Raw genomic sequence first — 22,178 nt, forward strand, 5'->3', positions numbered from 1 at the left:
AGGTCTAGCGATCAGGATGAGGATAAAGAGGTTATGGCTTTTTTTGATACTTTTTCAGTTGCTCTCAAACAGAAGTGGTTGGACTACTACCAGGTAAATCGGGCTTGGCTGCTCCTGCACATGACGGCTGACAACACGGTCGCCACACCCGACGGCGGGAAAAGGCCTGTTTCTTACCTCATCCTGGGAATTGCGGCTGCCCTGGAGCCGGAACTCCAGCAATTAATGCTGCCCTTCTCAAAACTCAAGCCGGATGCAGACAGCCTGATCGAAGTGTTGGGGCTAAATTTTGACCCGGACATCGCGCTGGGTATGCCCTCAAATATCGTGCCGCAGACGATCGGCACATCTCCAACACCCACAGCAGCTCAAACTGCAACTGCTACACCCGCAGCGGCTCAAACTGCAACTGCTGCACCCGCAGCGGCTCAAACTGCAACTGCTGCACCCGCAGCGGCTCAAACTGCAACTGCTGCACCCGCAGCGGCTCAAACTGCAACTGCTGCACCCGCTGATGCCAAATCTAATAAATTGGGCGGTGCGGCGTTAGCAGCAGCCGGAGTAGTCGCCGGAGTCGCCGGAGCAGCCGGTCTGGCTGCGGCGGCGTCAGCACTCAGCTCCGACGACGAATCCTTCGATGAGTTTGAGGAAGAAGCAGTCTCCGACTTCGACATGGGCGATGACGAGGAAGAAGCAGTCTCCGACTTCGACATGGGCGATGACGAGGAAGAAGCAGTCTCCGACTTCGACATGGGCGATGACGAGGAAGAAGCAGTCTCCGACTTCGACATGGACGATGACGAGGAAGAAGCGGTCTCCGACTTCGACATGGACGATGACGAGGAAGAAGCGGTCTCCGACTTCGACATGGACGACGATGAGGAAGAAGCCTCGGCTTTGGACGGTCTCGGTCTAGAAGACGATGAGGAAGACGCCGTATCTGACTTTGATATGGGCGAAGATGAGGAAGACGCCGTATCTGACTTTGATATGGGCGACGATGAGGAAGACGCCGTATCTGACTTTGATATGGGCGATGACGAGGAAGATGAAGCCTTGGCTTTGGGCGGTCTCGACCTCGGCGATGATGACGAGGAAGATGAAGCCTCGGCTTTGGGCGGTCTCGACCTCGGCGATGACGAGGAAGATGAAGCCTCGGCTTTGGGCGGTCTCGACCTCGGCGATGACGAGGAAGATGAAGCCTCACAATTTGGGACTTTGACCTCTGGAGATCTCGAATCGGGGATTTCCGATCCGTTTGGGGAAGAAGATGCAGAGTTTGTCGCCGAAGAAATACCCGATCCTTTTGGGACAGCGACCTCAGATGACCTAGACATGGATCTGGGCGACTTGGACGATGACGGTATTGACGATTTCTCTGTATCTGATGACGATGACCTCGACGATCTCGGACTCGACGATCTGGGGGAAGCAACTACCGGAGATCCAGATGAAGATGATTTAGATGCTCTAGATCTCGGTGATTTGGATTCCGACGATGAAGATGAAGAAATTTCCGGCTTTTTATCTGATTTTAAGTGAGGTTGTTGCGATCGCCCGCGTCTCTTCTAGTCTTGAAGTTTCCCGCTCTATTTGTGAGTTGTGAGTTGCGAGTTGTTAATTTTTAATTAGCTCCAACTCACAACTGCCAAAAGGCTTTTTGCCTTAGCGAGTTGAAGTAAACTAAATCCCTGCTGTGAGGGATTGTATGCCCTCGCGCAGAATTTTTTAGCCAGAATTTTGGATGCTGCGGCGGCTGCGGAAATATTGAGTTTGCTGCATCTATTTTTCAGAGAAATTACGCCAAAACCAGGTATTTCTATTATTGTTCGCTGCTTCAGCGCGATCGCACTTTCACAGGTGTTTCCTCGCCACTGCGCCTGTTCGCGTTCGAGAGGAAAAACAACCTGAAAAACCACTTATGCTTGTCCGCAGCAAGAGATGCGATCGCAAAATCCAGGTGTTTCCTCGCTCCGCCGCAATTCCTGTTCGAGACGAAAAACAATTTAAAGGGAGAAGATTTGAGATATGACTGCTATTACTACTAATGAACCGGAAGCTTTAAACTTTGAATGCGAAACAGGCAATTATCACACTTTTTGTCCGATTAGCTGCGTAGCTTGGCTTTATCAAAAAATTGAAGATAGTTTTTTCTTGGTCATCGGTACTAAGACTTGCGGCTATTTCTTGCAAAACGCCATGGGCGTGATGATTTTTGCTGAGCCTCGCTATGCGATGGCTGAGTTGGAAGAAGGGGATATTTCCGCTCAGTTAAACGATTATGATGAGTTGAAGCGGCTGTGTTTGCAAATTAAGCGCGATCGTAACCCCAGTGTAATTGTCTGGATCGGCACTTGCACCACCGAAATCATCAAAATGGATTTGGAAGGGTTAGCGCCGAAACTCGAAGCAGAAATTGGCATTCCCATCGTCACAGCGCGCGCTAACGGCTTGGATTACGCTTTTACTCAAGGGGAAGATACCGTTTTAGCAGCGATGGCTGCTAAATGTCCTGAGAAAGCGCCCGTGATGGAATCTCAGAAACAAGAACGCAATGCTATCTCTCAACTGCTGAATTTCGGCAAGAAAAAAGAGGAAGTTGCAGCAGATGAATCGGAATATGTCAAGCACACACCGCTGGTACTTTTCGGTTCTTTGCCCGACCCAGTTGTCACTCAGCTAACTCTAGAATTGAAGAAGCAAGGAATCAAAGTTTCCGGTTGGCTTCCTTCCAAGCGCTACACTGAATTGCCAGTCTTGGAAGAAGGTTATTATGTATCTGGCATGAATCCGTTCTTGTCGCGTACTGCTTCTACGTTGATGCGCCGCCGCAAGTGTAAGCTAATTGGTGCCCCATTCCCGATCGGCCCTGACGGAACTCGCGCTTGGATTGAAAAGATTTGCTCAGTGTTGGGAATTGAACCAAAAGGTTTGGACGAACGGGAAGCGCAAATCTGGGCGGGTTTGGAAGATTACCTGCAAATAATTCGTGGCAAATCTGTCTTCTTTATGGGAGACAATTTGTTAGAGATTTCTTTAGCACGTTTCTTGATTCGCTGCGGCATGACTTGCCCGGAAATCGGCATTCCTTATATGGACAAGCGCTATCAAGCGGCCGAGTTGGCGTTGTTAGAAAAGACTTGTCACGAGATGGGAGTTCCTACTCCTCGGATTGTGGAGAAACCAGACAATTACAATCAGTTGCAGCGGATTTACGAGCAGAATATTGACTTGGTGATTACTGGTATGGCTCACGCTAATCCTTTGGAAGCGCGGGGAATTAATACTAAGTGGTCTGTTGAGTTTACTTTTGCTCAGATTCACGGCTTTGGTAATGCGCGGGATATTTTGGAGTTGGTGACTCGTCCGCTGCGCCGGAATAATTCGCTGAAGGATTTGGGTTGGGGTAATTTGGTGAAGAATGAAGCGAAGATTTAATTTCTGAATTACACCTGATTCATAGGGAGGGTGGGCAATGCCCGCCCTTATTTATTAGAATAGTATAAGCATCCATAAAAATTTATGGGCAAGTTAGGAAAACTGGTAGAACAATTTTTAGCAAATCCACCAGAAGTGCGGTTTGACGATGTGTGCTATATCCTAACTGCTTTTGGGTTTGAAGAAAAGGGATCGAAAGGAAGTCACCATTCTTTCCGAAATGCCGATGGATTAAAGATTACAGTCCCTAAAAAGGGCGGTCAGAAGGTAAAAGGAGTCTACGTTAAGCAAATTGTGGCATTATTGAAGTTAGAGGAATGGAGCGATGAATCAGAAGATGAAAGTCAAGCTTAAATCCCTAGATTATTACTTGAGCCTGAAATATCCTATCAATTTTTATCCAGAATCAGAAGGTTATACAGCTATAATAAAAGACCTTCCTGGCTGTATGTCTCAGGGTGAAACCTTGTCCGAAGCGATGGAGAATATTCAGGAAGCTAGGGAATTGTGGATAGAGACTGCTTATGAGTGCGGCGATGAGATTCCTTTACCTGCAACCGAGGTTGAGTATAGTGGAAGTCTATCTTTACAGATTCCTAAATCTCTACATTTGAGTTTAGCAGAAAAAGCGGAAAAGGAAGGAGTTAGTCTTGACCAGTACATTCTGCTTGTGTTAAGTAAAGCAGGCTAAAATATAATCAGATAAGGATTATCAAGTTTGAGGCACGCTTCAAGGGCGATTCCCTGCGGGATAGCTTCGCTTCACGCTTTTTTATTTTTTTATGAACCGCTAATGCAGGCAGATTAACAAAGATTAACGCGGATGAAGAGTGCGATCGTACTTTTGAATCCATCCCCTGTGGGGTAGTTTCGCTCGCGCGCACTTTTCCCCTGCCTTTCCAGAATCCCAGGCTACACGCCCGCAACACGATCGCAAGTACGATCGCCTATAATCGAAACTAGCCCAACTCTCATCAGTTGAGAAACCGCCATGAGTCAAGACAAGGAAGAAATTAGCTATTCAGAGAAAACAGAACGTCTCAGAGTTATCGGTCAGTTTATCAAAACTGTGACACCGATGATTTGGACGATCGTAATTCTAGTAGTCATCATTCCCCTATTCGGTAACTTTCTAATTTCCCAGTCACTAACAAATACCGGAACCACAGCAGTTGTAGTCTCGCCGCCACACGATTTCAGCAAAGTCAACCAAGACATAAAAAACGCCATCCAAAAATCCCATATAACAGCCGAAACTTTCGCCTCAAAAGAGTTGGACAAATGGGAAACTGAAGTAATCGCGCGGGTTGACAATAGTTTCCTCGATTGGTACTTTGATTACTTCACTCAAAAAAAGATGGAGTTTACCGTACCTTTTAACTTCGTGAAATCTGCCGTACTCAACAGATTTGATATGACAGCAGCATCTCGTGCTGTTTCCGAAAAATTAACCGAAGACTTTCAAAGAGAATTTGCTAACCGCGTGCTGGTACCCAAAAACGCTCAACTGCGATTTCAATTAATCACTCAAGATACTGCTAATTTGTATATATCAGAAGTTAGCAAAAATGTGAAAGTAGTTCAAAATAATTATAATATACCGCAAGTACAATGGGACAAATATCTGAACGATATTGCCACCACAATTAGCGACAAAGGAAACGTCTCGAATTTATCATTAAAAGTATTAGTTGGCGGCAGCGGCTACTTAATTGCTAAACCCTTAATTTTGGGAGTTGCAACTAAAGTTGGCAGCAAAGTTACGGCAAAAGTTGCCAGCAAAGCCGCCGCCAAAATGGCAACAAAAACAGGCGGTACAGTTGCTAGTCAGTTGGGAGTAAGTTTAATAGATCCGATTGTCGGCATCGGAATTATCATTTGGGACTTGTGGGATTACAATCACACAGTCAAAGTAGAAAGACCGATTTTGCGGGAACACATTGTAGAATACTTGAAAGATGTCAAAAAGTCCCTCCTCACAAATCCTGAAAGCGGAATCATGGCAGCAATTTATCAGTTGGAAAGCGGTATTTTGAAGTCACTTTAATCATTGAAATCCCGTCTGAATGATGTGTGTAAATCCCCGAAAAGTGGTAATTCCACTACAAGAAGGAAAGGGGGTAGACCATTAGTTAGTGCTAGCAGCGCGCGAGCCGACTCGCTACATGAGCGCGATCGAACACCCGACTGTGGGCGATCATCGCGCTCATGTAGCAAAAAAAGAGAAAAAAATGAATGTTAAATGAGGCAAAAAAAGAGAGGATGTTGGGAGAAAAAGAATAGTTGCACAACTATATTTGCCCTAAAAAGATATCCCTTAATGGACGATACAACAAGGTTTTAGACTCATCTTACACGGATTAAGTTGTCGCCATTTTTTTAAAATTAGCTGTCGATTATGACTTGTGGCATTTACAGCAGAAGAATTTAAAAGCTCGGATTGACAGGGTATAGTTCGGGGGGGAGTGCGTTTTACCGATGAAGCTCTACGGCGAGGTTTGTAGGGATTTTCTGAAGTATTTGACGGAGTTGTTTTAGTTCAAAAAGGCATAACTTCTCAGCCGGAAGTTTTGTCGGCTTGGCCGAAATTGCGGCCAGAAACCGCACTGTTGACGAAATAGCCGAAAGCCAAGGATCGAGTCGGCAGTTGCGATCGCCCCCTTAAACTAGAATCAAGTAAAATTGCAAGTATTGGTCGATCGACCCCTCCTTACTCGACTATATTTGGATTCAAGGTTTGCTATACTCCAGAAATATACACATATTAACCTTTGGAAAATCAATAGGCCGGAGCTATGACATCCTATGCAACCTCTACAGCAAGAGCCGAGATGAGTGAGATCCGGCGCTTGAAAAACATACTGCCCCCAGAACTCCAAAGTTGGGTAACAGTAGAAAAAACAATAGAAGTTAATCCTACCCTGATCCGCAGCGAAGAAATAGGCAAAGACCAGGTAGAAATCCAAATAGACCTGATCCGCTGGGAACAGCTAGCAATGGATCAGCGGAACCTCCTATTTTGGCACGAAGTCGCCAGAATCCAAAACGACACCATTCCCAGAGACGGTTGGGAAATGGCAGCCCTCGCCATTGGTTTAGGCGGCGCTGTCGGCGAACTTTGGGTGCAAGACGGCTTGCTGCTGTTACTAGCCCTATCCCTGTGCGGCGTCTCCGGCTGGAGACTTTACCAAAAAAACAACGGAGAGAAAAGTTTAAAAGAAGCAATAGACGCCGACGAAAAAGCCCTCGCCCTAGCCACCCGCTTCGGCTACACTCTCCCAAACGCCTACAAAAGCCTCGGCAGCGCCTTAAAAACCTTAATCGAACAAACCTCCAAAAAACAGCAGCGGGCTAAATACGAAGCTCGTCTCCAGGCCCTCAAACGCAACGCAGCCAAAGCCAAAGCCAAAGTCAAACCCATCACCCGCGAAACCTCTCAGTCAGAAAACGTCTACAATTCTTAAGCTCATCCCCCCGACGCTTGTTACGGGGGTTTTCCAGTTAACCGTTAACTGTTGACTTCGGTGTTAGCTGTTAACTGTTAACTGCGATGGCTATCCGGTGCAAGACACGCACCAAAATGATTAACGACAAGATTAATCGGCCTGAATCCACAAAAATCTTGATTCCGATGTCAAAGTTTGGCCTCGACGATGTTCAAAAATCTTTAGGCCAAAACTGGCACTGGTAGACTTAAGTCTATTTTTGCCTTTGATATCATTCTCGGTGGGCGAGTTGGCAGGCATTTTTGTAAAGTTTGTATAAAGCTAGCCTTTTGTTAACCATAATATTTGGTAAAGGTGGAGCTGCTAGGACAGAATAGGCTAAAGACATCAGCTTGAAATTTGAAACCAGGACTTCATGGTCAGTCAAACCCCAGAGGCAGATTTTCGGGTAACGTACTCGGACGAGATTCCCTCAGTTCACATACCCGTGCGCTTGAGCGTACTTGAAGCCGTAAACTTCAAGACAACCTGTCAGCAACTTTTTTCGGGCAGCACCGTTCCCAGCAAGATTGTCCTAGACTTCAGTCAGACGACATTCATCGACAGTAGCGGGATAGGTGCTTTAGTCAGCAATCTGAAATTTGCCAAACAGCGAGAGAGTGACTTGGTGCTCCGAAGCCTCAAGCCGCAGGTGATGGCAGTATTTGCTCTCACCAGCCTAGATCAAGTGCTGACGATCGAGCAGCCATCTCCAACCTCAACTCCCACAGAGACCAAGCCCTCGGACAATCAGCTACCGATGACCCACCCTTCAGTGCAATCGTGGGTGAAGCGGCTGATAGATATCGTTGGGGCAATCGTCGGTTTGATAATTACAGGAATTTTGCTCGTACCCATAGCTGCCGCCATCACTATCAACGATCCAGGCCCGATATTTTTCGGTCAAACCCGCTGTGGCTGGATGGGCAGACAATTTCGGATTTGGAAATTTCGATCGATGTGTACCAACGCCGAAGCTATGAAAGCCCAAATCAAAAACCAGGCTTCTGGCGCATTTTTCAAAAATGACAACGACCCGCGGATTACTAAAGTCGGGCGCATCTTACGCAAAACCAGCCTCGATGAACTGCCGCAGTTTTGGAACGTGCTCAAAGGCGAAATGAGTCTAGTCGGCACCAGACCGCCTACCCCAGACGAAGTTGAGCGCTACGAAGTCCCTCAGTGGCAGCGTTTGGATGTCAAACCCGGGATGACAGGGGAATGGCAAGTCAACGGTCGCTCTCAAGTCCGCGATTTTGAAGATGTCATCCGTTTAGATTTAAAATACCAACAAAACTGGAGCTTGATGTATGACTTGAAACTAATTGTTAAAACTGTAACAGTCCTGTTTAACAAAAATAGTGGCGCTGTGTAGGAACCCTCAACAACCCACCGCTGAACTTTGAGGTGGTGTTGCCGACGGGGGGCGGGAACTCGAACTCGATACTTAGTCAAGCAGACGATCGCTAGCGATACCTACGTTAGCATTAAGTGTTAAAATTCACACGCCCAGAAAATGCACAGCTAGTTGCCAGCTCTGCAATCAGAGCATTAATAATTAGCAATTGACGAGTTCGAGTCATACTCGAATGATCCCAGCATGATTTTCGAGGACGAGAAGAACTCACCTGTGTTTAGAAAAGTAGCGACTGCTAACACAGTCGAAGCTTAAATCACTGCCTCCCAAGCTGACTCGGAAATTTTCCCTATTTAAACGCCCTACCGAGGCGGGTTACAGTATCGGAAGTCTCTCATTTGCTGTGCGAGTAAATGGTGCGAAAGGAATGCTCACCTTGAGGCAAAACGGGCTTCTTCAACTCAAGCTTGACTTAACTAATATGTTGCCAAGACCTTGCCCTCCTTTTTCTCTCCCTCCGGCGCTGAGTACAGCGGTGGTGGGGGCCGACCTGGGGGAAGAAAGATGAAAGACAAGCAACCAAAGGCCGAGTGGCACCTGCAGGTTGAAACAGACCTGAATGCTTTAACATCCGTTTTGGAATGGTTGGAGAATATCGTTTTGCCCATGATACCAGCGGATTTTTGGTGGCAGTGCCGACTGATAATCAACGAAGGCTTTACAAACGCTGTCCGCCACGCTCACCAGAACTTGCCCTCCACAACGCCCATAGACATTGAGGTAAAAGTGTTTGCCGATTACTTAGAAATTAGGATTTGGGACAGGGGTCAACCCTTCAACTTAGAAGCAAAGCTGCACTCGATTATGCAAGAGCAGCGCGATCCTTTGGACAGAGAAGGAGAAAGGGGACTGGTGTTCATGTACAAGCTCACAGACGACCTTCGGTATATCCGTACCGACGATCGCCGCAACTGCCTGGTAATGCGAAAAAACATTAGCTGAGGGCGCGATACCCGCCCGGTAAGGGCGGCTTCTTTCGCAAGCAGTGGAAGATCCCCTCGCTCCCTATTGTCCTACCCGGAACCCAACCACATCGTCTGCAATTGTGCGGGTGCAGGCTCGATGCACGCGACTGGAGGACAATTTGCTTCAAAATAAATATTATGCGTATTCTAATTTATTCCTATAACTACTATCCAGAGCCGATCGGCATTGCCCCCCTGATGACAGAACTAGCGCAAGGCTTAGTCAAGCGCGGCCACCAAGTCCGAGTCGTCACAGGAATGCCCAACTATCCGCAGCGGCGGATTTATCCGCAATATGAGGGCAAATTTTACCTCACCGAAGAACACAACGGCGTCACAATTCAGCGCAGCTATCTGCGCGTCAACGGCCCCCACCCCAGCCTCCTAGACCGACTTGTGCTAGACGGCAGTTTTGTAGTCTCCAGCGCCGTCCAAGCCTTCAGAGGCTGGCGTCCCGACGTGATTTTCTCGACAATGCCCCCTTTACCGATTTGCGTCCCAGTCGCCTTTTACGGCTGGATTCGCGCTTGCCCGATCGTCCTCAACGTTCAGGATATCGTCTCAGAAGCAGCCGTGCGCGTCGGCTTGGTCAAAAAAAACGGACTGCTAGTTGGCATTGCTGACGCCTTAGAAAAATTTGCCTACAACACAGCCAGCCAAGTCAGCGTCATCGACAGCGGTTTTGTCAAAAAATTGCACTCTCAGGGAGTACCCCCGGAAAAAATAGTTTGCGTTCCCAATTGGGTTGATGTCAATTTCATTCGGCCCTTACCCAAGGAAAGTAACTCATTTCGAGAAACTCACAAACTCAAGGGCAAATTTGTCGTTCTCTATGCTGGCAATATTGCCCTAACTCAAGGCTTGCAAACAGTTGTCCAAGCAGCGGCTCGTTTGAAACACATAACCGAAATTGCTTTTGTAATTGTGGGGGAATCAACAGCACTGGCGCGCTTGCAACAAGATTGCGAAACTTACAAAGCTAATAATGTAATGTTGCTACCATTTGAACCGCGAGAAAAATTGCCGGAATTGTTAGCTGCTGCTGATGTTAGTTTAGTCGTACAAAAGCGTCGCGTTACTAACTTCAATATGCCTTCAAAAATTCAAGTAATTCTCGCCAGTGGTCGGGCAATTTTGGCGTCGGTTCCCGAAACTGGTACGGCCCAGAAAGCAGTGCAGCAAAGCGGTGGCGGGGTGGTGGTAGCGCCGGAAGATCCGCAGGCTTTGGCTGATGCAGTTGAAGATTTGTACTTGCACCCCGCTAAGGTGGATGCGTTGGGCGAGCAAGGCAGAAGTTATGCTGTAGAGAATTACGGATTTGAGGAAGCTTTGAATCATTATGAAGCTTTATTTGCGGCGGTGGCAGCGAGTCATGGTGAGAAAATATTGGAGCCTTTGCCGAAATGATCGCTAGGGGCGATCGCTCCGGTAAATGAAATCGATCCAGTTGACAAGATAAAATTAGTAAGATGGGTGTAGAATAGCAACTTAGGAATGAAAAATCAATAAATTGATGAGTTATCGGTTATAATGAATATAATAAAAAAAGTGTGAGATTACAATTTTCACTCCTAGACAGATAGACTCACAACAGATTTTTCTCCTTAACTATTCTAATTGACTTTTAAACTCATGTTTTATTTAATTCAATTGACTCATAAATGATAAAATTTTATAAATCATTATCAGAAAAGGATAAAATAAGGTATGCAGCTTTCTTAAACTCAAAAATTAGGGTGGGGTGGAATTAGCTATGTAATGCAACTTGTGGGATGCAGTCGAAATACCCTCATCAAGGGATTGGAAGATTTAGAAAAAATGGACGAACCGACACTCAATAGTTCCAGGATCAGAAAGAAAGGAGGGGGAAGAAAAAGTATTCTGTCTACTCAAATAGGCATTGATGCAGCCTTTTTATAACTTTTAAAAAATTTACAGCCGGATACCCGATGAATGAATGAATCAAAGAAACTAATTTGACGCATAAAGAAATAGCTTCTGGATTACGGGCGGCAGGTTTTACCATTAGTCTCCCGTTAGTTGCCAAACTATTAAAAAAGCATGGGTATGTGAACGAAAAGCTCAAAAAAAACAAACAATAGAAATCAATCAAAATCGGGACTATCAATTTAAAAAAATTGCTAGACTTCATGCAGAGTATAGAGAAGCCAGCAATCCTATCCAACCGTTTTGATACCAAAAAGAAAGAAATTTCAAGAATTTTGTATCGTCTGAGAACTCTCTATACAAAGGAACCTGTCACTACTTTCGCTCATGATTTTTGGAGTTTAGGTCACGGCAAAGTAATTACCCAGGGAATTTATGATTGTTAATAAAATCGAGGATAGATAACATTAATAAATAGTAAATATACCAGTTAATTAGCCTGTGACTCTTTAAAAAACTGGTAGGATAATTATGGTAAAGCTACCTAAGCTGTGGAGCATTTAAACCAGTAACGAGGCTTGTATGGTGCGTCAATAGATTTTAGATTTTAGATGAAAGAATTGACCCCACGTATAAATGCGGGGGCGTGAGGGTTTTCGATTTGAGATGCTTTCGATTGATTCCACGGATAAATCACGTGGCGGGTACCATAAAAAAATTCGTTGTCAGGAGTGAACACTTACGCGCTTATGCGGGAAACACTTCTGTAATGACGCACCTGGAGCGTTAATGGTTTAAATGCTCCACAGCTTAGGAATGAGAATTAAATAACTACCACTCTTGAAAGTGGGATGGGCGTCCCGCCCGTCCTTTTTGGACGGGCGGGACGCCCATCCCACAATAACAATTAAAATTGTAAGTTATTTAATTCCCGATCCTTACGTCTAAATACAATCAAGAAATAATATCGATTTTTTACTCATATTGCCAAGGATTGTAAAGGAGTAATTATTACTATTCAATAATTAGTAAAAGCTCTCGTGTAAAAAAATAAAAATGGAATATCTGCTGTAGAGGTAAATATTTTTAATAAATTAGATCAAAATGGTCGAAAGGCGGCTGATGATTTGTCAAATACAATGCAAATTATTTTCGAGTAATATTGGTCAAAATGGAATTATCGAGCCGTTCCCCAACAGGAGTAATTCATTAAGTTATTTATTTTTCATGCCCGATCGGCAGAGTATTGATCGAGACCTTTACCAAAGGAATTTTGGAAAAGCATGGGCTCAGTCAAAACATCACTATTTTTTTCTACTGCGATACTCATCGTTTCAGATACAGCATATTCTGTGGTTCATAAAGTACATTGCCAGCTATATTGTGTGGTGTTAATCCTCCGGGTGCGGATCTGCTTCATATTTGATAAAACTTGCATATTGACGGGTATCCGCACCTTAATTGCTACAAAATTGTGTGTACTACATATACATAGAATATGCTGTAAATAAGGTGGACGATATGCCCAACTAGAAAATGCAACTATGTCCTCAGAACCTTTGGCTGGACGCAAACAGATGCCAAACGGACACGCACCATTATTCCGATTTGTCGATCGCTCCCAAAGACGAGTCTGATGAATTGGCTCAGACTTCGCCTCTTCTGGATCGTGAATCCATAACAATTCCAACATTGCGTTATGGAAAAAGAAACAGCGATTGGCTGTACCTTGTCCGCGATGAATGCGAGATGCACCCTCAACTAAACCGAAGGATGATAAACGATTAGCTTCCGAAGCACCAATATCAGTAAGGATGAAAAGATGGTCGAATTCAAATGTCATAAAAGTTATCTGTTAAATTGCATCCAACTACTTTAGTTGTAGGGTGTGTCGCCATGCAAAATCCGTAAAAAAGATCGACAATATCTCTACAAGAATTGTTTGGGATTCCACATAAATTGAGAACGATATCCAATAATTACATTATCGATAAGATTAGAGTTCGTATTTTCTTCGGATACATGGAATCTGCTGTATCCTCGCTGATACCAGCAGACATTCTCTGCTAACAAAGGCTCTGCCGGCTTGCCTCTAACTGCCTCGGGAAAAATTCTATCGACCCATTCCCGAGCAGTCGGTAGGCTCAATTTCCCATCGGTTCCTTTTGGATAAATGACCGCTGCATAGGGAGATTCAAGTTCATTTTTCTGAGGAAACAGCAAGAACAAGTCAATCGTTGATAATTCACCAACCAACTCAACATATCCCAGTTCCGCACCCCGTACATGCAGGCAGTGGTAATAGTATGCAAGATGCCAGGATGCAACTCGAATCATTTCAGGGTCATCATAGTTACCCAATTCAATTAACAGCGGTTCAAGGGCTGCAACTTTGCAGGATTCATCTGTCGCAGCAGCAAGAGCAAGCCCTACACGCCCCATATCAATCAGGCGGCGAACCGCATCAGCATCCCGGCTAAACCGTTCATGGGCATCAAACGCTAAGTTGCAAGGAAAGTAGCAAATATAAGGTTCTGGTTCTGGTGAATTCTCTAAAATATCCAACAACCATTCTTTGGCATCAAAACCTTGTTTCGGAATAGCGCCCCAGAACGCGCCTGCTATCCCTGGGCGATCGAGTTCCTTGTGGTAAATTAACTGCATCATCTCGTCAAGTGGTGGTATTCCAATAATCGCTTGTTGGTTGCGCTCATAATTTTCATCAATATACCATTCCCAATATTCATGTTTTTTGACACTCTTACCATAAAAAATACCAATCTGATAAGCAGTACAAGCCCTAATTAGCAGGTCAGCATCATCTAGCATTTCTAACAATTTTTCTCCTACTTCTTGCCAAGTCGAATCATAAGCACCCAAGAAAAGTTGTGCTGCTAATATCGCCTTTTTTGTAGGAATCTCTCGCTCTTCTGAAGCAGCCAATTGGTATAACCATTCGAGAAGTAAGCGGTTATAAGGTGGTTCTTTTGCCAAGAACTGGAAGCCACAACAAAAATTTTCAAAGATGTTAGGCTTATTTAGAGTTTGGGCTGCGATCGCCTCACAGATAGATTTCATGCGCCTGTCAATCGGTCTTGGCTGGTAATCGTCGCAATTAGATCGTTGCGACTGTTCTATTTCTAGAGCATAGATTAGCTTGTTAATTGCCCTGTCCCAAATCTGCCATTCTTTATGTTCAAGCAAACCAATAAATGTTTCAAAGATTGTATCCCACTCATTTGAGCTGTAGGGAAAATTGAGTGAAATGTCTAACAGTTTAATTGGGTCGCTGTGACTTTGGGGTGAGAAAGTTTCTGGGGTGAATATTTGTTCTCGAATCGATTTAATACTTGGCTGAGAACCCTCTTCTTGAATCATAGCACTCAAAAGTGTTTTTCAGATACTGGCTATGGCTAAGCTAACACAGCCTGACACTGTTGTTACTACTGTCGAGCGCTCCCAAAGCAAGACAAGATACAAATGTTGGGTTTGTGTCGTCAAATATTGTCGCTTAGTGCGTCGCTCGCTCGATTGTCGCTCTTTGTTTGAGGATGGTAGATGGCGACAAACCCTACGAATACGATCGAAGATTTACGCCATCTTGCCTAGTGTTTATAATAACCCCCTCCCAAAATGGTATCAAGAATTAGTCCCACAATATCTGATGTTAGCTTGTGAGCGCGATCGACCCTTTCTGTAAATGCGCTCGACTATTTGACCAATTCTCGATCCCATTTCAAGTCTTTTTTGCAGGGAAACCATCAAATCTTGCCCAATCTTAAATCTAAAACCTAAAATCTACAATTGAGGAACCATCAGCCCGCATCCAGCAGTCTCAACATCCAGTTAGCGACAATTCTGCTAGAGTCAGGTCATCATCCCGTGCATCTTGTAGAGACGCGATTCGCAGCCTCTGCCCCCAAAGCAGTAAAATCCCATCACATTGTCACCTGCCACCCGATCGGCAGTAAGTTAAAAATTAAGGTAGTTTGAAAATAATCGCCCAAAGTTGAAAGAAACCTTGACATCTGACCTAAACTCTCTAACTTAGACCCTCTAGCTGCGCTGCCATCCATATTTAAAAGATGCCATGTCAACCTTAGTCATCGTCGAATCTCCTACCAAAGCCCGCACCATCCGCAACTTCCTGCCCTCCACCTACCGTGTAGAGGCATCGATGGGCCATGTCCGCGACCTACCATCCTCCGCCGAAGAAATACCAGAAGCCGTTAAAGGAGAAAAATGGGCGCAACTGGGCGTAAACGTGGAAGCAGACTTTGAACCCCTCTACGTCATCCCGAAAGATAAAAAGAAAATTGTTAAAGAACTCAAAGACGCCCTCAAAGACGCCACAGAACTGATTCTAGCCACTGACGAAGACCGGGAAGGCGAAAGCATTTCCTGGCATTTGCTGCAAATCCTCAAACCCAAAGTGCCGATCAAGCGGATGGTGTTTCACGAAATCACCCGCGAAGCTATCCGCGATGCTTTGACTCACTGCCGCGATATCGACAATCGAGTTGTACAAGCCCAAGAAACTCGCCGAATTCTCGACAGACTCGTCGGTTACACACTATCTCCGCTACTGTGGAAAAAAATCGCTTGGGGTTTGTCCGCCGGTAGAGTGCAGTCAGTCGCTGTACGCCTGTTGGTGCGCCGGGAACGGGAACGCCGCGCTTTCCGCCAAGGTAGTTACTGGGATTTAAAAGCGCTTTTGGAAAAGGGCAAAATTTCCTTTGATGCCAAACTCGTGACTGTCGGCAATGTAAAAGTTGCAAACGGCAGCGATTTTGATGAAAATACCGGGCAAATTATCGCAGGCCGCCGTGTACTTTTGCTGAACGAAGAACAGGCGCGGGCTTTACTCTCACGCATTCAAAACAAACCTTGGACTGTCAGCAATCTCGAAGAACGGCCAGTCACCCGCAAACCCTCGCCACCGTTTACGACCTCGACTTTGCAGCAGGAAGCTAACCGCAAACTGAGGCTGGGTGCGCGGGAAACCATGCGAATTGCCCAAAGCCTCTACGAACGCGGTTTTATCACCTATATGCGGACGGATTCGGTGCATTTGTCCGAACAGGCTTTAGAAGCGGCGCGCAGTTGCGTCCAAGAACTTTACGGCAGCGAATACCTCAGCCCCCAACCGCGCAAATACACCACGAAAAGCAAAGGCGCCCAGGAAGCCCACGAAGCTATCCGTCCCGCCGGCAGCACTTTTCGGACTCCGCAGCAAACGGGATTGGATGGGATTGATTTCCGCCTCTATGATTTGATTTGGAAGCGGACTGTGGCTTCTCAAATGGCTGATTCTCGCCAAACTCACGTCACTGTATTAACTCAGGTAGAAGATGCCGGTTTCCGTTCCAGCGGCAAACGCATTGATTTTCCAGGCTTTTTGCGGGCCTACGTGGAAGGTTCCGACGATCCGAATGCGGCGCTGGAAGACCAAGAGGTGATTTTGCCGGCGCTGAAGGTGGGGGATAAACCTAATTGTAAGGATTTAGAGGCAGTTGGCCACGAAACTCAACCTCCCGCCCGCTACACGGAAGCTTCTCTGGTCAAAATGCTGGAAAGCGAAGGTGTGGGCCGTCCGAGTACCTATGCGAGTATTATCGGTACAATTGTCGATCGGGGATATGCGAAATTAATAGCTAACGCCCTAATTCCGACATTCACCGCTTTCGCCGTCACGACTTTATTGGAAACACATTTTCCCGATTTAGTAGACACTGGTTTTACTTCCCGAATGGAACAAACCCTCGATGAAATTGCCACCGGCGAGGCGAAATGGCTGCCGTATTTGCAAAAGTTTTATACAGGGGAAACCGGACTCGCAACCCAAGTTAAAGAACAGGAAAGTCAGATTGATGCGAAAGTTGCCCGAACTGTGGTATTGGAGAATATTTCTGCTAAAGTCTGCATCGGCAAATTCGGCGCATACCTGGAATCTGAAAGCGAAGAAGGCCTGGTAAAAGCATCGATTCCGCAAGATTTGACGCCGGCAGATTTAGACCCGGAACAGGTGGAGTTTCTGTTAAAGCAAAAAATGGAAGGCCCGGAAAAATTGGGTCTTCACCCGGAAACCGGGGAACCGATTTATGTGCTGATTGGCAGTTATGGGCCATACGTTCAGTTAGGGGATGTTTCGGAAACGAACAAGAAACCGAAGCGGGCTTCTTTACCGAAGGGGACGGATAAGGATAGCGTGACGGTGGATATGGCGGTGAGTTTGTTGACTTTACCTCGGTTGTTGGGTTCTCACCCGGAGACGGGGGCGAAGGTGCAAGCTAATTTGGGGATGTACGGGCCTTATGTGGTGCATGACCAGGGTAAGGTTGGGAAGGATTATCGATCGATCAAACCGCCGGATGATGTTTTGACGATCGAGCTCGATCGGGCTTTAGAGTTATTATCGCAGCCGAAAGCCGCCCGCGGCCGCAGCAAATCAGCCACACCTTTGAAGGAATTGGGCGCGCATCCAGAGTCTGGAGAACCCATCAATGTTTACGATGGCCGCTACGGCCCCTACGTGAAACACGGCGATATCAATGCTTCTTTGTCCAAGGATGAATCTGTGGAGAATTTTACCTTACAAAGAGCACTGGAATTGTTAGCAACCAAGGAAGCAGCGGGAGGCGGTAAATCTAGCAGCAAGTCGAAGAAGTCAACTAAGACTGCGGCGGCGAAGTCGGAGACTGCGACTGAGAAAACTGCGGCGAAGAAAACTACTGCTAAAAAGACGGCGACTGCGGCGAAGAAAACCACTACTAAGAAGGCGGCGACTGCGACTGCGACTAAGAAGAAGACAACGTGATTTTAGTTTAGTTTTCACTGATAGAGAAACCCGGTGTGCACGGGGGGAGGGCTCCAAGTGCGATCGGGTTTCTTTGTTTCTTTGTTTCTTTGTTTATCAAATGGTCCCAAGGCTATTTGGTCTAGAGTGCGATGTGAGATCGAGAAAGTTTTGATAATTTTCTTGGCTATAAGTTGACTGGAGACAAAAGATACGGTCCTTTGGGATTATCTCAGGTGTTGAGTCCGCATTTGTAGGTTAATGCTTAGTTGGGTCGAGAATATTATAGGAGATAGGATAGAGTGGCACATATAAATTTTATTTCTGATCTTAAGGAAGTGATTACCCAAAAACTTTCCAGGCTAGGGCATCCTCCAGCACCACAAGAAGATATTGATACCCTTTTGAGACGATCTCTTAACTTGGCGCGGAGAGTACCACCAATTATTGTATGGACTGTGAAGCAGTCTAAAGATTTGGCAAGAAAATCTCTTCTGCCGGAGATTAGATTAGGTTTGGAGCAATTCATCAAGAAAGCTGAGTCTGGGCAAAACTTAAAACCTCATCTTAGTAAAAAGAGCGATGACCCAGACTACAAAGACCTTATGTTTTACGATTGGAAAGTCTTTCACTTCCATTTAGGCACTAACTCTAATCCAAATCATAACGCATTTGTTAAACGAACAGGCGATCTATTATTTGCTATTGCAGATTCCAATACGGCAAGGATGTATTTAATCGATATCCATCCACATGGTGGAGGATTTACAAATCAAAACTTACTGAGAATTGTCAAAGATAATTGGGCGGAAATTCTCGCTCCACACACTTTAAACCGTGTTATTGATCTACCTTGTAAGTGGTCTGATAATGATATTGATAGTCTTCGGAAAGCTGGTATAACTCCTATGCTTCAAATTTCTGATGGTCCCGTCTTGGGGTCTATGGGAGGAGGAATCACAACTGCTGGAACTAGCAGACTCAACATAATGGATGCAGATAGTATAAAAACCGATGTTCGTAAGCTACAGGAATTGTTTACCGACCCAACAGAGGGTGTAGCCGCTTACTTCAAAAGTACATATGGAAAAAATTGGGAGGATCTGAAATTTAAAGTTAAATCTTTTGAAACACCAATGGAAATAGAAGAGATGACAACAGCCAAAGTTGTCCAGTTTACTTATCTCAGTATACCACTAGAAAAGCTACTCACTGAACTGGAAGAGTTAAGGCAAGAAGAGGATTCATGAGTCGAGACAGCATTATTATTCAGTAGTCTGATGAAGATAAAGTTTTCCTGGTACTGAAGTCTATTCAACTTCTAGGGGGCATCAGACTTTACCGGAAATAAAATATGTGCTAATGTACTAGGAAATATGTGTTTGTACCGGAAATGCTGGTCAATATTTAGTTAGGTTGCATACATTGTCTGTCGAAGCAGTATTGCGAGCGAATTGGTGATGTGTTTCAGGTGAGGGATTGATGTCATATTCATTTCAAATTGGGCATAGATATACAAGACGTGATGTTTATCGAATTATTGGAATTCCTGAAGACACTCACGGAGGAAACTGGGCTACAGGATATGCTCGTTACGGTAATTCTTGGTTCATCTTTTGCAACGTTGGAACATCTGGACGAACAGGTCATGACTATGCCAATCAATGGGTAGGAAATCGACTGGAGTGGTATGGCAGAACTACTTCACAATTACACCATCCATCCATCCAGTCCATGTTAAGTGTAGATAGCGATACCTATATTTTATGGCGTGAAGATAACAAAGAACCCTTCATCTTTGCTGGAATTGGAAACGCAGAAGAAGTAGAAGATATCACACCTGTCAAAATCATTTGGACATTTGAGACAGAAATATTCCCTGATGAAATTTCTCCATCTACGACTTTCCGAGAAGGAACAGTCTGTAAAGTATCAGTCAACGCCTATGAACGCAACCCAGTTGTGCGACAAAAATGTATTGAACACTACGGGGCAACTTGCTATGTCTGCTGTTTCAATTTTGGGAAAGTGTTTGGGGAATTAGGAGAGGGCTTTATTCACATCCATCATCTTCGGCCGCTTTCTGAGATTGGTGAAGAATACGAGGTTAATCCGGTAGAAGATTTGCGTCCTGTATGCCCCAATTGCCATGCCATGATTCATCGACGTTCGCCACCACTTACGATTGAGGAAATTAACGCACTACTATTGAACAATAGTCCGGACAGTTTTCAATCACTAACGGCAGAATGCGGGTTTCAGCCTTCTCAGTGAGGTCAAATGCTAACGGTAGAATGAGGGTTTCAGCCTCTGTCTCAAAAACTGTCCGGAGTATTGATTGAAGAGTGCTGCAAATTATTCAGCAACGCCACAAATCGCTATTCCATCGCCCAACGCCGATCGCCCAAACCCCATATCCCTGACCTCGCCTTGGTCTAAAATCTCCTGGGCCGCCAAAAAGGCGATATGTGCGATCGACCATTTGTGACTCTCAAACCTTTTAAGGAGAAATGTCTGTGGGCGGATGCCATCCAGCACTAACCCACTGACGCCTGACAGTAACAGCAATATTATTGTTTAGTTGTAGTGCTGTGACTGTTGCGCGGCCGCAATCTGTAAGTCCAATAATTTCTGTAGCGTCTTCACTCCAAGCAAAATTTTGTGACCATTGTTGAGTGCGCGGATTAAACAACTTAACGTGCTTTTGCGTGACCGGATCTAATGCGTCAGTTTGGGTTCCTTTGTAATTATTGCATAGACTACAAGCCAGCCAGAGATTTTCTTCCTCGTCAGTACCGCCAATCGCTTTAGGAATAATATGGTCAATTTCCAATATTCCCAGGACATACATTTGTAAACTGCGACAATAACCGCACCGATTTTGAGCTTGTGCGCGAACTCGGGCTCTAACTTGTTCAGAAATTGCCATTTTGATTATCCTTTCAATGGTTCGAGCAAGCCGCGCCGCACAGCTTCATTTAAGGCTTGAGCTTGTCGCAATAGTCGAGTTTCATATATGTGGATTAATGCCTGCAATTCAGCCAGTTCTACAGATGCGATCGTACCGGATTGTTGGCGGTCTAGCAATTCACTCAATCGTTGTTCTTGGAGTGGTTGCAGCCGGAGTTGAGTCAGAGTGATTACTTCTGAATCAGACAGTGCTGATACTGGTTTAGCGGTTGGTAAGAGAAAATTTTCCAGAGTTTCTACTAGAATCTCACTCACGGTGCGGTGGCGTTGCAGCGCTAGCAATTCTGCTTGGTGATAGACTTCATCTGGCAGATTTAGGGTGATTTGGGCGGTCATAGGTGCAAAGCTATGAAACTAATATTTATATTATGCCATATTTTACTTGGAGTATTAGACATCTGCCCAAAAGAAATGAAGAAGGAGCTCGCTTGCTAAAAATACGGCGACAGCAACAAAGAAGAAAACCAAGTGAAATTAGTTGAGTTTTCACACATCCAGAAACCCGGCTTATTAAAAAAACCGAGTTTCTTTATTTATAAAATACTAGACAAGCTGGCAAAAATAGGTTTGTACTTCCGTCCTTAAAATTCTCTTCTGTTCTCTTCCTTTGTGTCATAAACGTCTGCGCGGTTCGATGGCCCTTATTTTTTTTGAGACATATCAACTCAAACTCTTGTCAGGGCTCACTTTTCAGCTTACTTGTCACCCGTCGGCCAAATCATCCTATTTACTTATTGACAATTGCTCTTCTCTGTTCAATTGTCAGGGAACGTATATATAAGGTTACAAATTGTATCACAAGCAACAGAAAGTACCCAATCTTTTGTGTAGGGCTCTACAATGGACAAAAGAAACAAGATTAAGAGGCGCGATCGCTATGGGTATCAATGAAAATCTAGACTGGGAAGAAGCATTTGAGTACCGAGCGGGCTTAACAGTGGAGTTGAAGTCCCAGCCAGGTGTTTTCGATACGATCGCTTACTATGAAGTGATGATGGTACCGCCCATCTGGTTAGAAAATGACCCCCGTCCCCGCTATCCTCACGAACTGCGAGTGGTTTCCCACCAGCCAACTGTGTCCAATGTTTGCCGGATTTCAGAGTGCCCTGTTTTAGTCGCTTCCTAGATTTTTTCAGCGGAAAATATTGGCGATGGCATCTAGCCAGCAATCAAACCGATGCAGTGATTTTCGGATTGAGATTGCTTTAGTCTACTTTGTG

19 protein-coding genes are annotated in these 22,178 nt (G+C 45.2%); 14 read left to right on the plus strand and 5 right to left on the minus strand.

Annotated elements, in window-relative coordinates:
- Nucleotides 1-33 precede the first annotated feature (33 nt).
- Nucleotides 34-1,542 carry a DUF5331 domain-containing protein gene (locus tag QUB51_RS17005; RefSeq protein WP_333393058.1) on the plus strand — a complete coding sequence of 503 codons (1,509 nt, stop codon included), beginning with the start codon at nt 34-36 and terminating at the stop codon, nt 1,540-1,542.
- 86 nt (nt 1,543-1,628) lie between these two features.
- Here the strand turns inward: QUB51_RS17005 and QUB51_RS17010 are convergent, their stop codons facing one another.
- Nucleotides 1,629-1,919, minus strand: a complete 291-nt coding sequence (locus tag QUB51_RS17010; protein ID WP_333056570.1) for a hypothetical protein — start codon at nt 1,917-1,919, stop codon at nt 1,629-1,631.
- Nucleotides 1,920-2,028: 109 nt separating this feature from the next.
- On the opposite strand from QUB51_RS17010, the gene QUB51_RS17015 reads away from it, so the two are divergent.
- The 8 genes from QUB51_RS17015 (at nt 2,029) to QUB51_RS17050 (ending at nt 10,712) form a co-directional block, all read left to right on the plus strand.
- Complete coding sequence (locus tag QUB51_RS17015) at nt 2,029-3,438, plus strand: ferredoxin:protochlorophyllide reductase (ATP-dependent) subunit N (protein WP_333056572.1); 1,410 nt, start codon at nt 2,029-2,031, stop codon at nt 3,436-3,438.
- 84 nt (nt 3,439-3,522) lie between these two features.
- Entirely contained in the window at nt 3,523-3,792 is a 270-nt protein-coding gene (locus tag QUB51_RS17020) for a type II toxin-antitoxin system HicA family toxin (protein ID WP_333056573.1), read from the plus strand.
- Nucleotides 3,776-4,129: a type II toxin-antitoxin system HicB family antitoxin gene (locus QUB51_RS17025; RefSeq protein WP_333264137.1), complete on the plus strand. Its 354-nt coding sequence runs from the start codon at nt 3,776-3,778 to the stop codon at nt 4,127-4,129. Before QUB51_RS17020 ends, QUB51_RS17025 begins: the two co-directional genes overlap by 17 nt.
- A gap of 300 nt (nt 4,130-4,429) precedes the next feature.
- Nucleotides 4,430-5,485 carry a hypothetical protein gene (locus tag QUB51_RS17030; RefSeq protein WP_333056575.1) on the plus strand — a complete coding sequence of 352 codons (1,056 nt, stop codon included), beginning with the start codon at nt 4,430-4,432 and terminating at the stop codon, nt 5,483-5,485.
- 748 nt (nt 5,486-6,233) lie between these two features.
- Nucleotides 6,234-6,902: a DUF3318 domain-containing protein gene (locus tag QUB51_RS17035; RefSeq protein ID WP_333056576.1), complete on the plus strand. Its 669-nt coding sequence runs from the start codon at nt 6,234-6,236 to the stop codon at nt 6,900-6,902.
- A 397-nt stretch (nt 6,903-7,299) separates the two neighbouring features.
- On the plus strand, nt 7,300-8,298 hold the full coding sequence (locus tag QUB51_RS17040; protein ID WP_333056577.1) for a sugar transferase: 999 nt from the start codon (nt 7,300-7,302) through the stop codon (nt 8,296-8,298).
- A 546-nt stretch (nt 8,299-8,844) separates the two neighbouring features.
- A complete protein-coding gene (locus tag QUB51_RS17045; protein WP_333056578.1) occupies nt 8,845-9,282 on the plus strand; it encodes an ATP-binding protein in 438 nt (145 codons plus the stop codon).
- A 161-nt stretch (nt 9,283-9,443) separates the two neighbouring features.
- Nucleotides 9,444-10,712, plus strand: coding sequence for a WcaI family glycosyltransferase (locus QUB51_RS17050; protein ID WP_333056580.1), 1,269 nt, complete (start codon nt 9,444-9,446; stop codon nt 10,710-10,712).
- A 1,837-nt stretch (nt 10,713-12,549) separates the two neighbouring features.
- Here the strand turns inward: QUB51_RS17050 and QUB51_RS17055 are convergent.
- A complete protein-coding gene (locus tag QUB51_RS17055; RefSeq protein WP_333056581.1) occupies nt 12,550-13,035 on the minus strand; it encodes a VOC family protein in 486 nt (161 codons plus the stop codon).
- Between the two features lie 86 nt (nt 13,036-13,121).
- Nucleotides 13,122-14,270 carry a hypothetical protein gene (locus QUB51_RS17060; RefSeq protein WP_333303949.1) on the minus strand — a complete coding sequence of 383 codons (1,149 nt, stop codon included), beginning with the start codon at nt 14,268-14,270 and terminating at the stop codon, nt 13,122-13,124.
- Nucleotides 14,271-14,601: 331 nt separating this feature from the next.
- On the opposite strand from QUB51_RS17060, the gene QUB51_RS17065 reads away from it, so the two are divergent.
- The 4 genes from QUB51_RS17065 (at nt 14,602) to QUB51_RS17080 (ending at nt 20,262) form a co-directional block, all read left to right on the plus strand.
- Nucleotides 14,602-14,892: a hypothetical protein gene (locus QUB51_RS17065; RefSeq protein WP_333056584.1), complete on the plus strand. Its 291-nt coding sequence runs from the start codon at nt 14,602-14,604 to the stop codon at nt 14,890-14,892.
- A 390-nt stretch (nt 14,893-15,282) separates the two neighbouring features.
- Nucleotides 15,283-18,009, plus strand: a complete 2,727-nt coding sequence (gene topA, locus QUB51_RS17070) for a type I DNA topoisomerase (RefSeq protein WP_333263701.1) — start codon at nt 15,283-15,285, stop codon at nt 18,007-18,009.
- Nucleotides 18,010-18,290: 281 nt separating this feature from the next.
- Nucleotides 18,291-19,238: a hypothetical protein gene (locus QUB51_RS17075; protein ID WP_333263697.1), complete on the plus strand. Its 948-nt coding sequence runs from the start codon at nt 18,291-18,293 to the stop codon at nt 19,236-19,238.
- Between the two features lie 232 nt (nt 19,239-19,470).
- Nucleotides 19,471-20,262, plus strand: a complete 792-nt coding sequence (locus QUB51_RS17080; RefSeq protein ID WP_333263694.1) for a DUF3427 domain-containing protein — start codon at nt 19,471-19,473, stop codon at nt 20,260-20,262.
- A gap of 226 nt (nt 20,263-20,488) precedes the next feature.
- Here the strand turns inward: QUB51_RS17080 and QUB51_RS17085 are convergent, their stop codons facing one another.
- Nucleotides 20,489-20,917, minus strand: a complete 429-nt coding sequence (locus tag QUB51_RS17085) for an HNH endonuclease signature motif containing protein (protein WP_333263691.1) — start codon at nt 20,915-20,917, stop codon at nt 20,489-20,491.
- Nucleotides 20,918-20,922: 5 nt separating this feature from the next.
- Nucleotides 20,923-21,294: a hypothetical protein gene (locus QUB51_RS17090; protein ID WP_333263688.1), complete on the minus strand. Its 372-nt coding sequence runs from the start codon at nt 21,292-21,294 to the stop codon at nt 20,923-20,925.
- Nucleotides 21,295-21,835: 541 nt separating this feature from the next.
- On the opposite strand from QUB51_RS17090, the gene QUB51_RS17095 reads away from it, so the two are divergent.
- Nucleotides 21,836-22,084: a hypothetical protein gene (locus QUB51_RS17095; protein ID WP_333056597.1), complete on the plus strand. Its 249-nt coding sequence runs from the start codon at nt 21,836-21,838 to the stop codon at nt 22,082-22,084.
- Nucleotides 22,085-22,178 lie beyond the last annotated feature (94 nt).

The sequence above is a fragment of the Microcoleus sp. AT8-A3 genome (assembly GCF_036705675.1).
Taxonomy (GTDB): domain Bacteria; phylum Cyanobacteriota; class Cyanobacteriia; order Cyanobacteriales; family Microcoleaceae; genus Microcoleus.

Bases quoted from the DNA above. Each gene is read 5' to 3' on its own strand.
- QUB51_RS17005 (WP_333393058.1), top strand. From the start codon at position 34: ATGGCTTTTTTTGATACTTTTTCAGTTGCTCTCAAACAGAAGTGGTTG.
- QUB51_RS17015 (WP_333056572.1), top strand. From the start codon at position 2,029: ATGACTGCTATTACTACTAATGAACCGGAAGCTTTAAACTTTGAATGC.
- QUB51_RS17020 (WP_333056573.1), top strand. From the start codon at position 3,523: ATGGGCAAGTTAGGAAAACTGGTAGAACAATTTTTAGCAAATCCACCA.
- QUB51_RS17025 (WP_333264137.1), top strand. From the start codon at position 3,776: ATGAAAGTCAAGCTTAAATCCCTAGATTATTACTTGAGCCTGAAATAT.
- QUB51_RS17030 (WP_333056575.1), top strand. From the start codon at position 4,430: ATGAGTCAAGACAAGGAAGAAATTAGCTATTCAGAGAAAACAGAACGT.
- QUB51_RS17035 (WP_333056576.1), top strand. From the start codon at position 6,234: ATGACATCCTATGCAACCTCTACAGCAAGAGCCGAGATGAGTGAGATC.
- QUB51_RS17040 (WP_333056577.1), top strand. From the start codon at position 7,300: ATGGTCAGTCAAACCCCAGAGGCAGATTTTCGGGTAACGTACTCGGAC.
- QUB51_RS17045 (WP_333056578.1), top strand. From the start codon at position 8,845: ATGAAAGACAAGCAACCAAAGGCCGAGTGGCACCTGCAGGTTGAAACA.
- QUB51_RS17050 (WP_333056580.1), top strand. From the start codon at position 9,444: ATGCGTATTCTAATTTATTCCTATAACTACTATCCAGAGCCGATCGGC.
- QUB51_RS17055 (WP_333056581.1), bottom strand. From the start codon at position 13,035: ATGACATTTGAATTCGACCATCTTTTCATCCTTACTGATATTGGTGCT.
- QUB51_RS17060 (WP_333303949.1), bottom strand. From the start codon at position 14,270: ATGAAATCTATCTGTGAGGCGATCGCAGCCCAAACTCTAAATAAGCCT.
- QUB51_RS17065 (WP_333056584.1), top strand. From the start codon at position 14,602: ATGGCTAAGCTAACACAGCCTGACACTGTTGTTACTACTGTCGAGCGC.
- topA (WP_333263701.1), top strand. From the start codon at position 15,283: ATGTCAACCTTAGTCATCGTCGAATCTCCTACCAAAGCCCGCACCATC.
- QUB51_RS17080 (WP_333263694.1), top strand. From the start codon at position 19,471: ATGTCATATTCATTTCAAATTGGGCATAGATATACAAGACGTGATGTT.
- QUB51_RS17085 (WP_333263691.1), bottom strand. From the start codon at position 20,917: ATGGCAATTTCTGAACAAGTTAGAGCCCGAGTTCGCGCACAAGCTCAA.
- QUB51_RS17090 (WP_333263688.1), bottom strand. From the start codon at position 21,294: ATGACCGCCCAAATCACCCTAAATCTGCCAGATGAAGTCTATCACCAA.
- QUB51_RS17095 (WP_333056597.1), top strand. From the start codon at position 21,836: ATGGGTATCAATGAAAATCTAGACTGGGAAGAAGCATTTGAGTACCGA.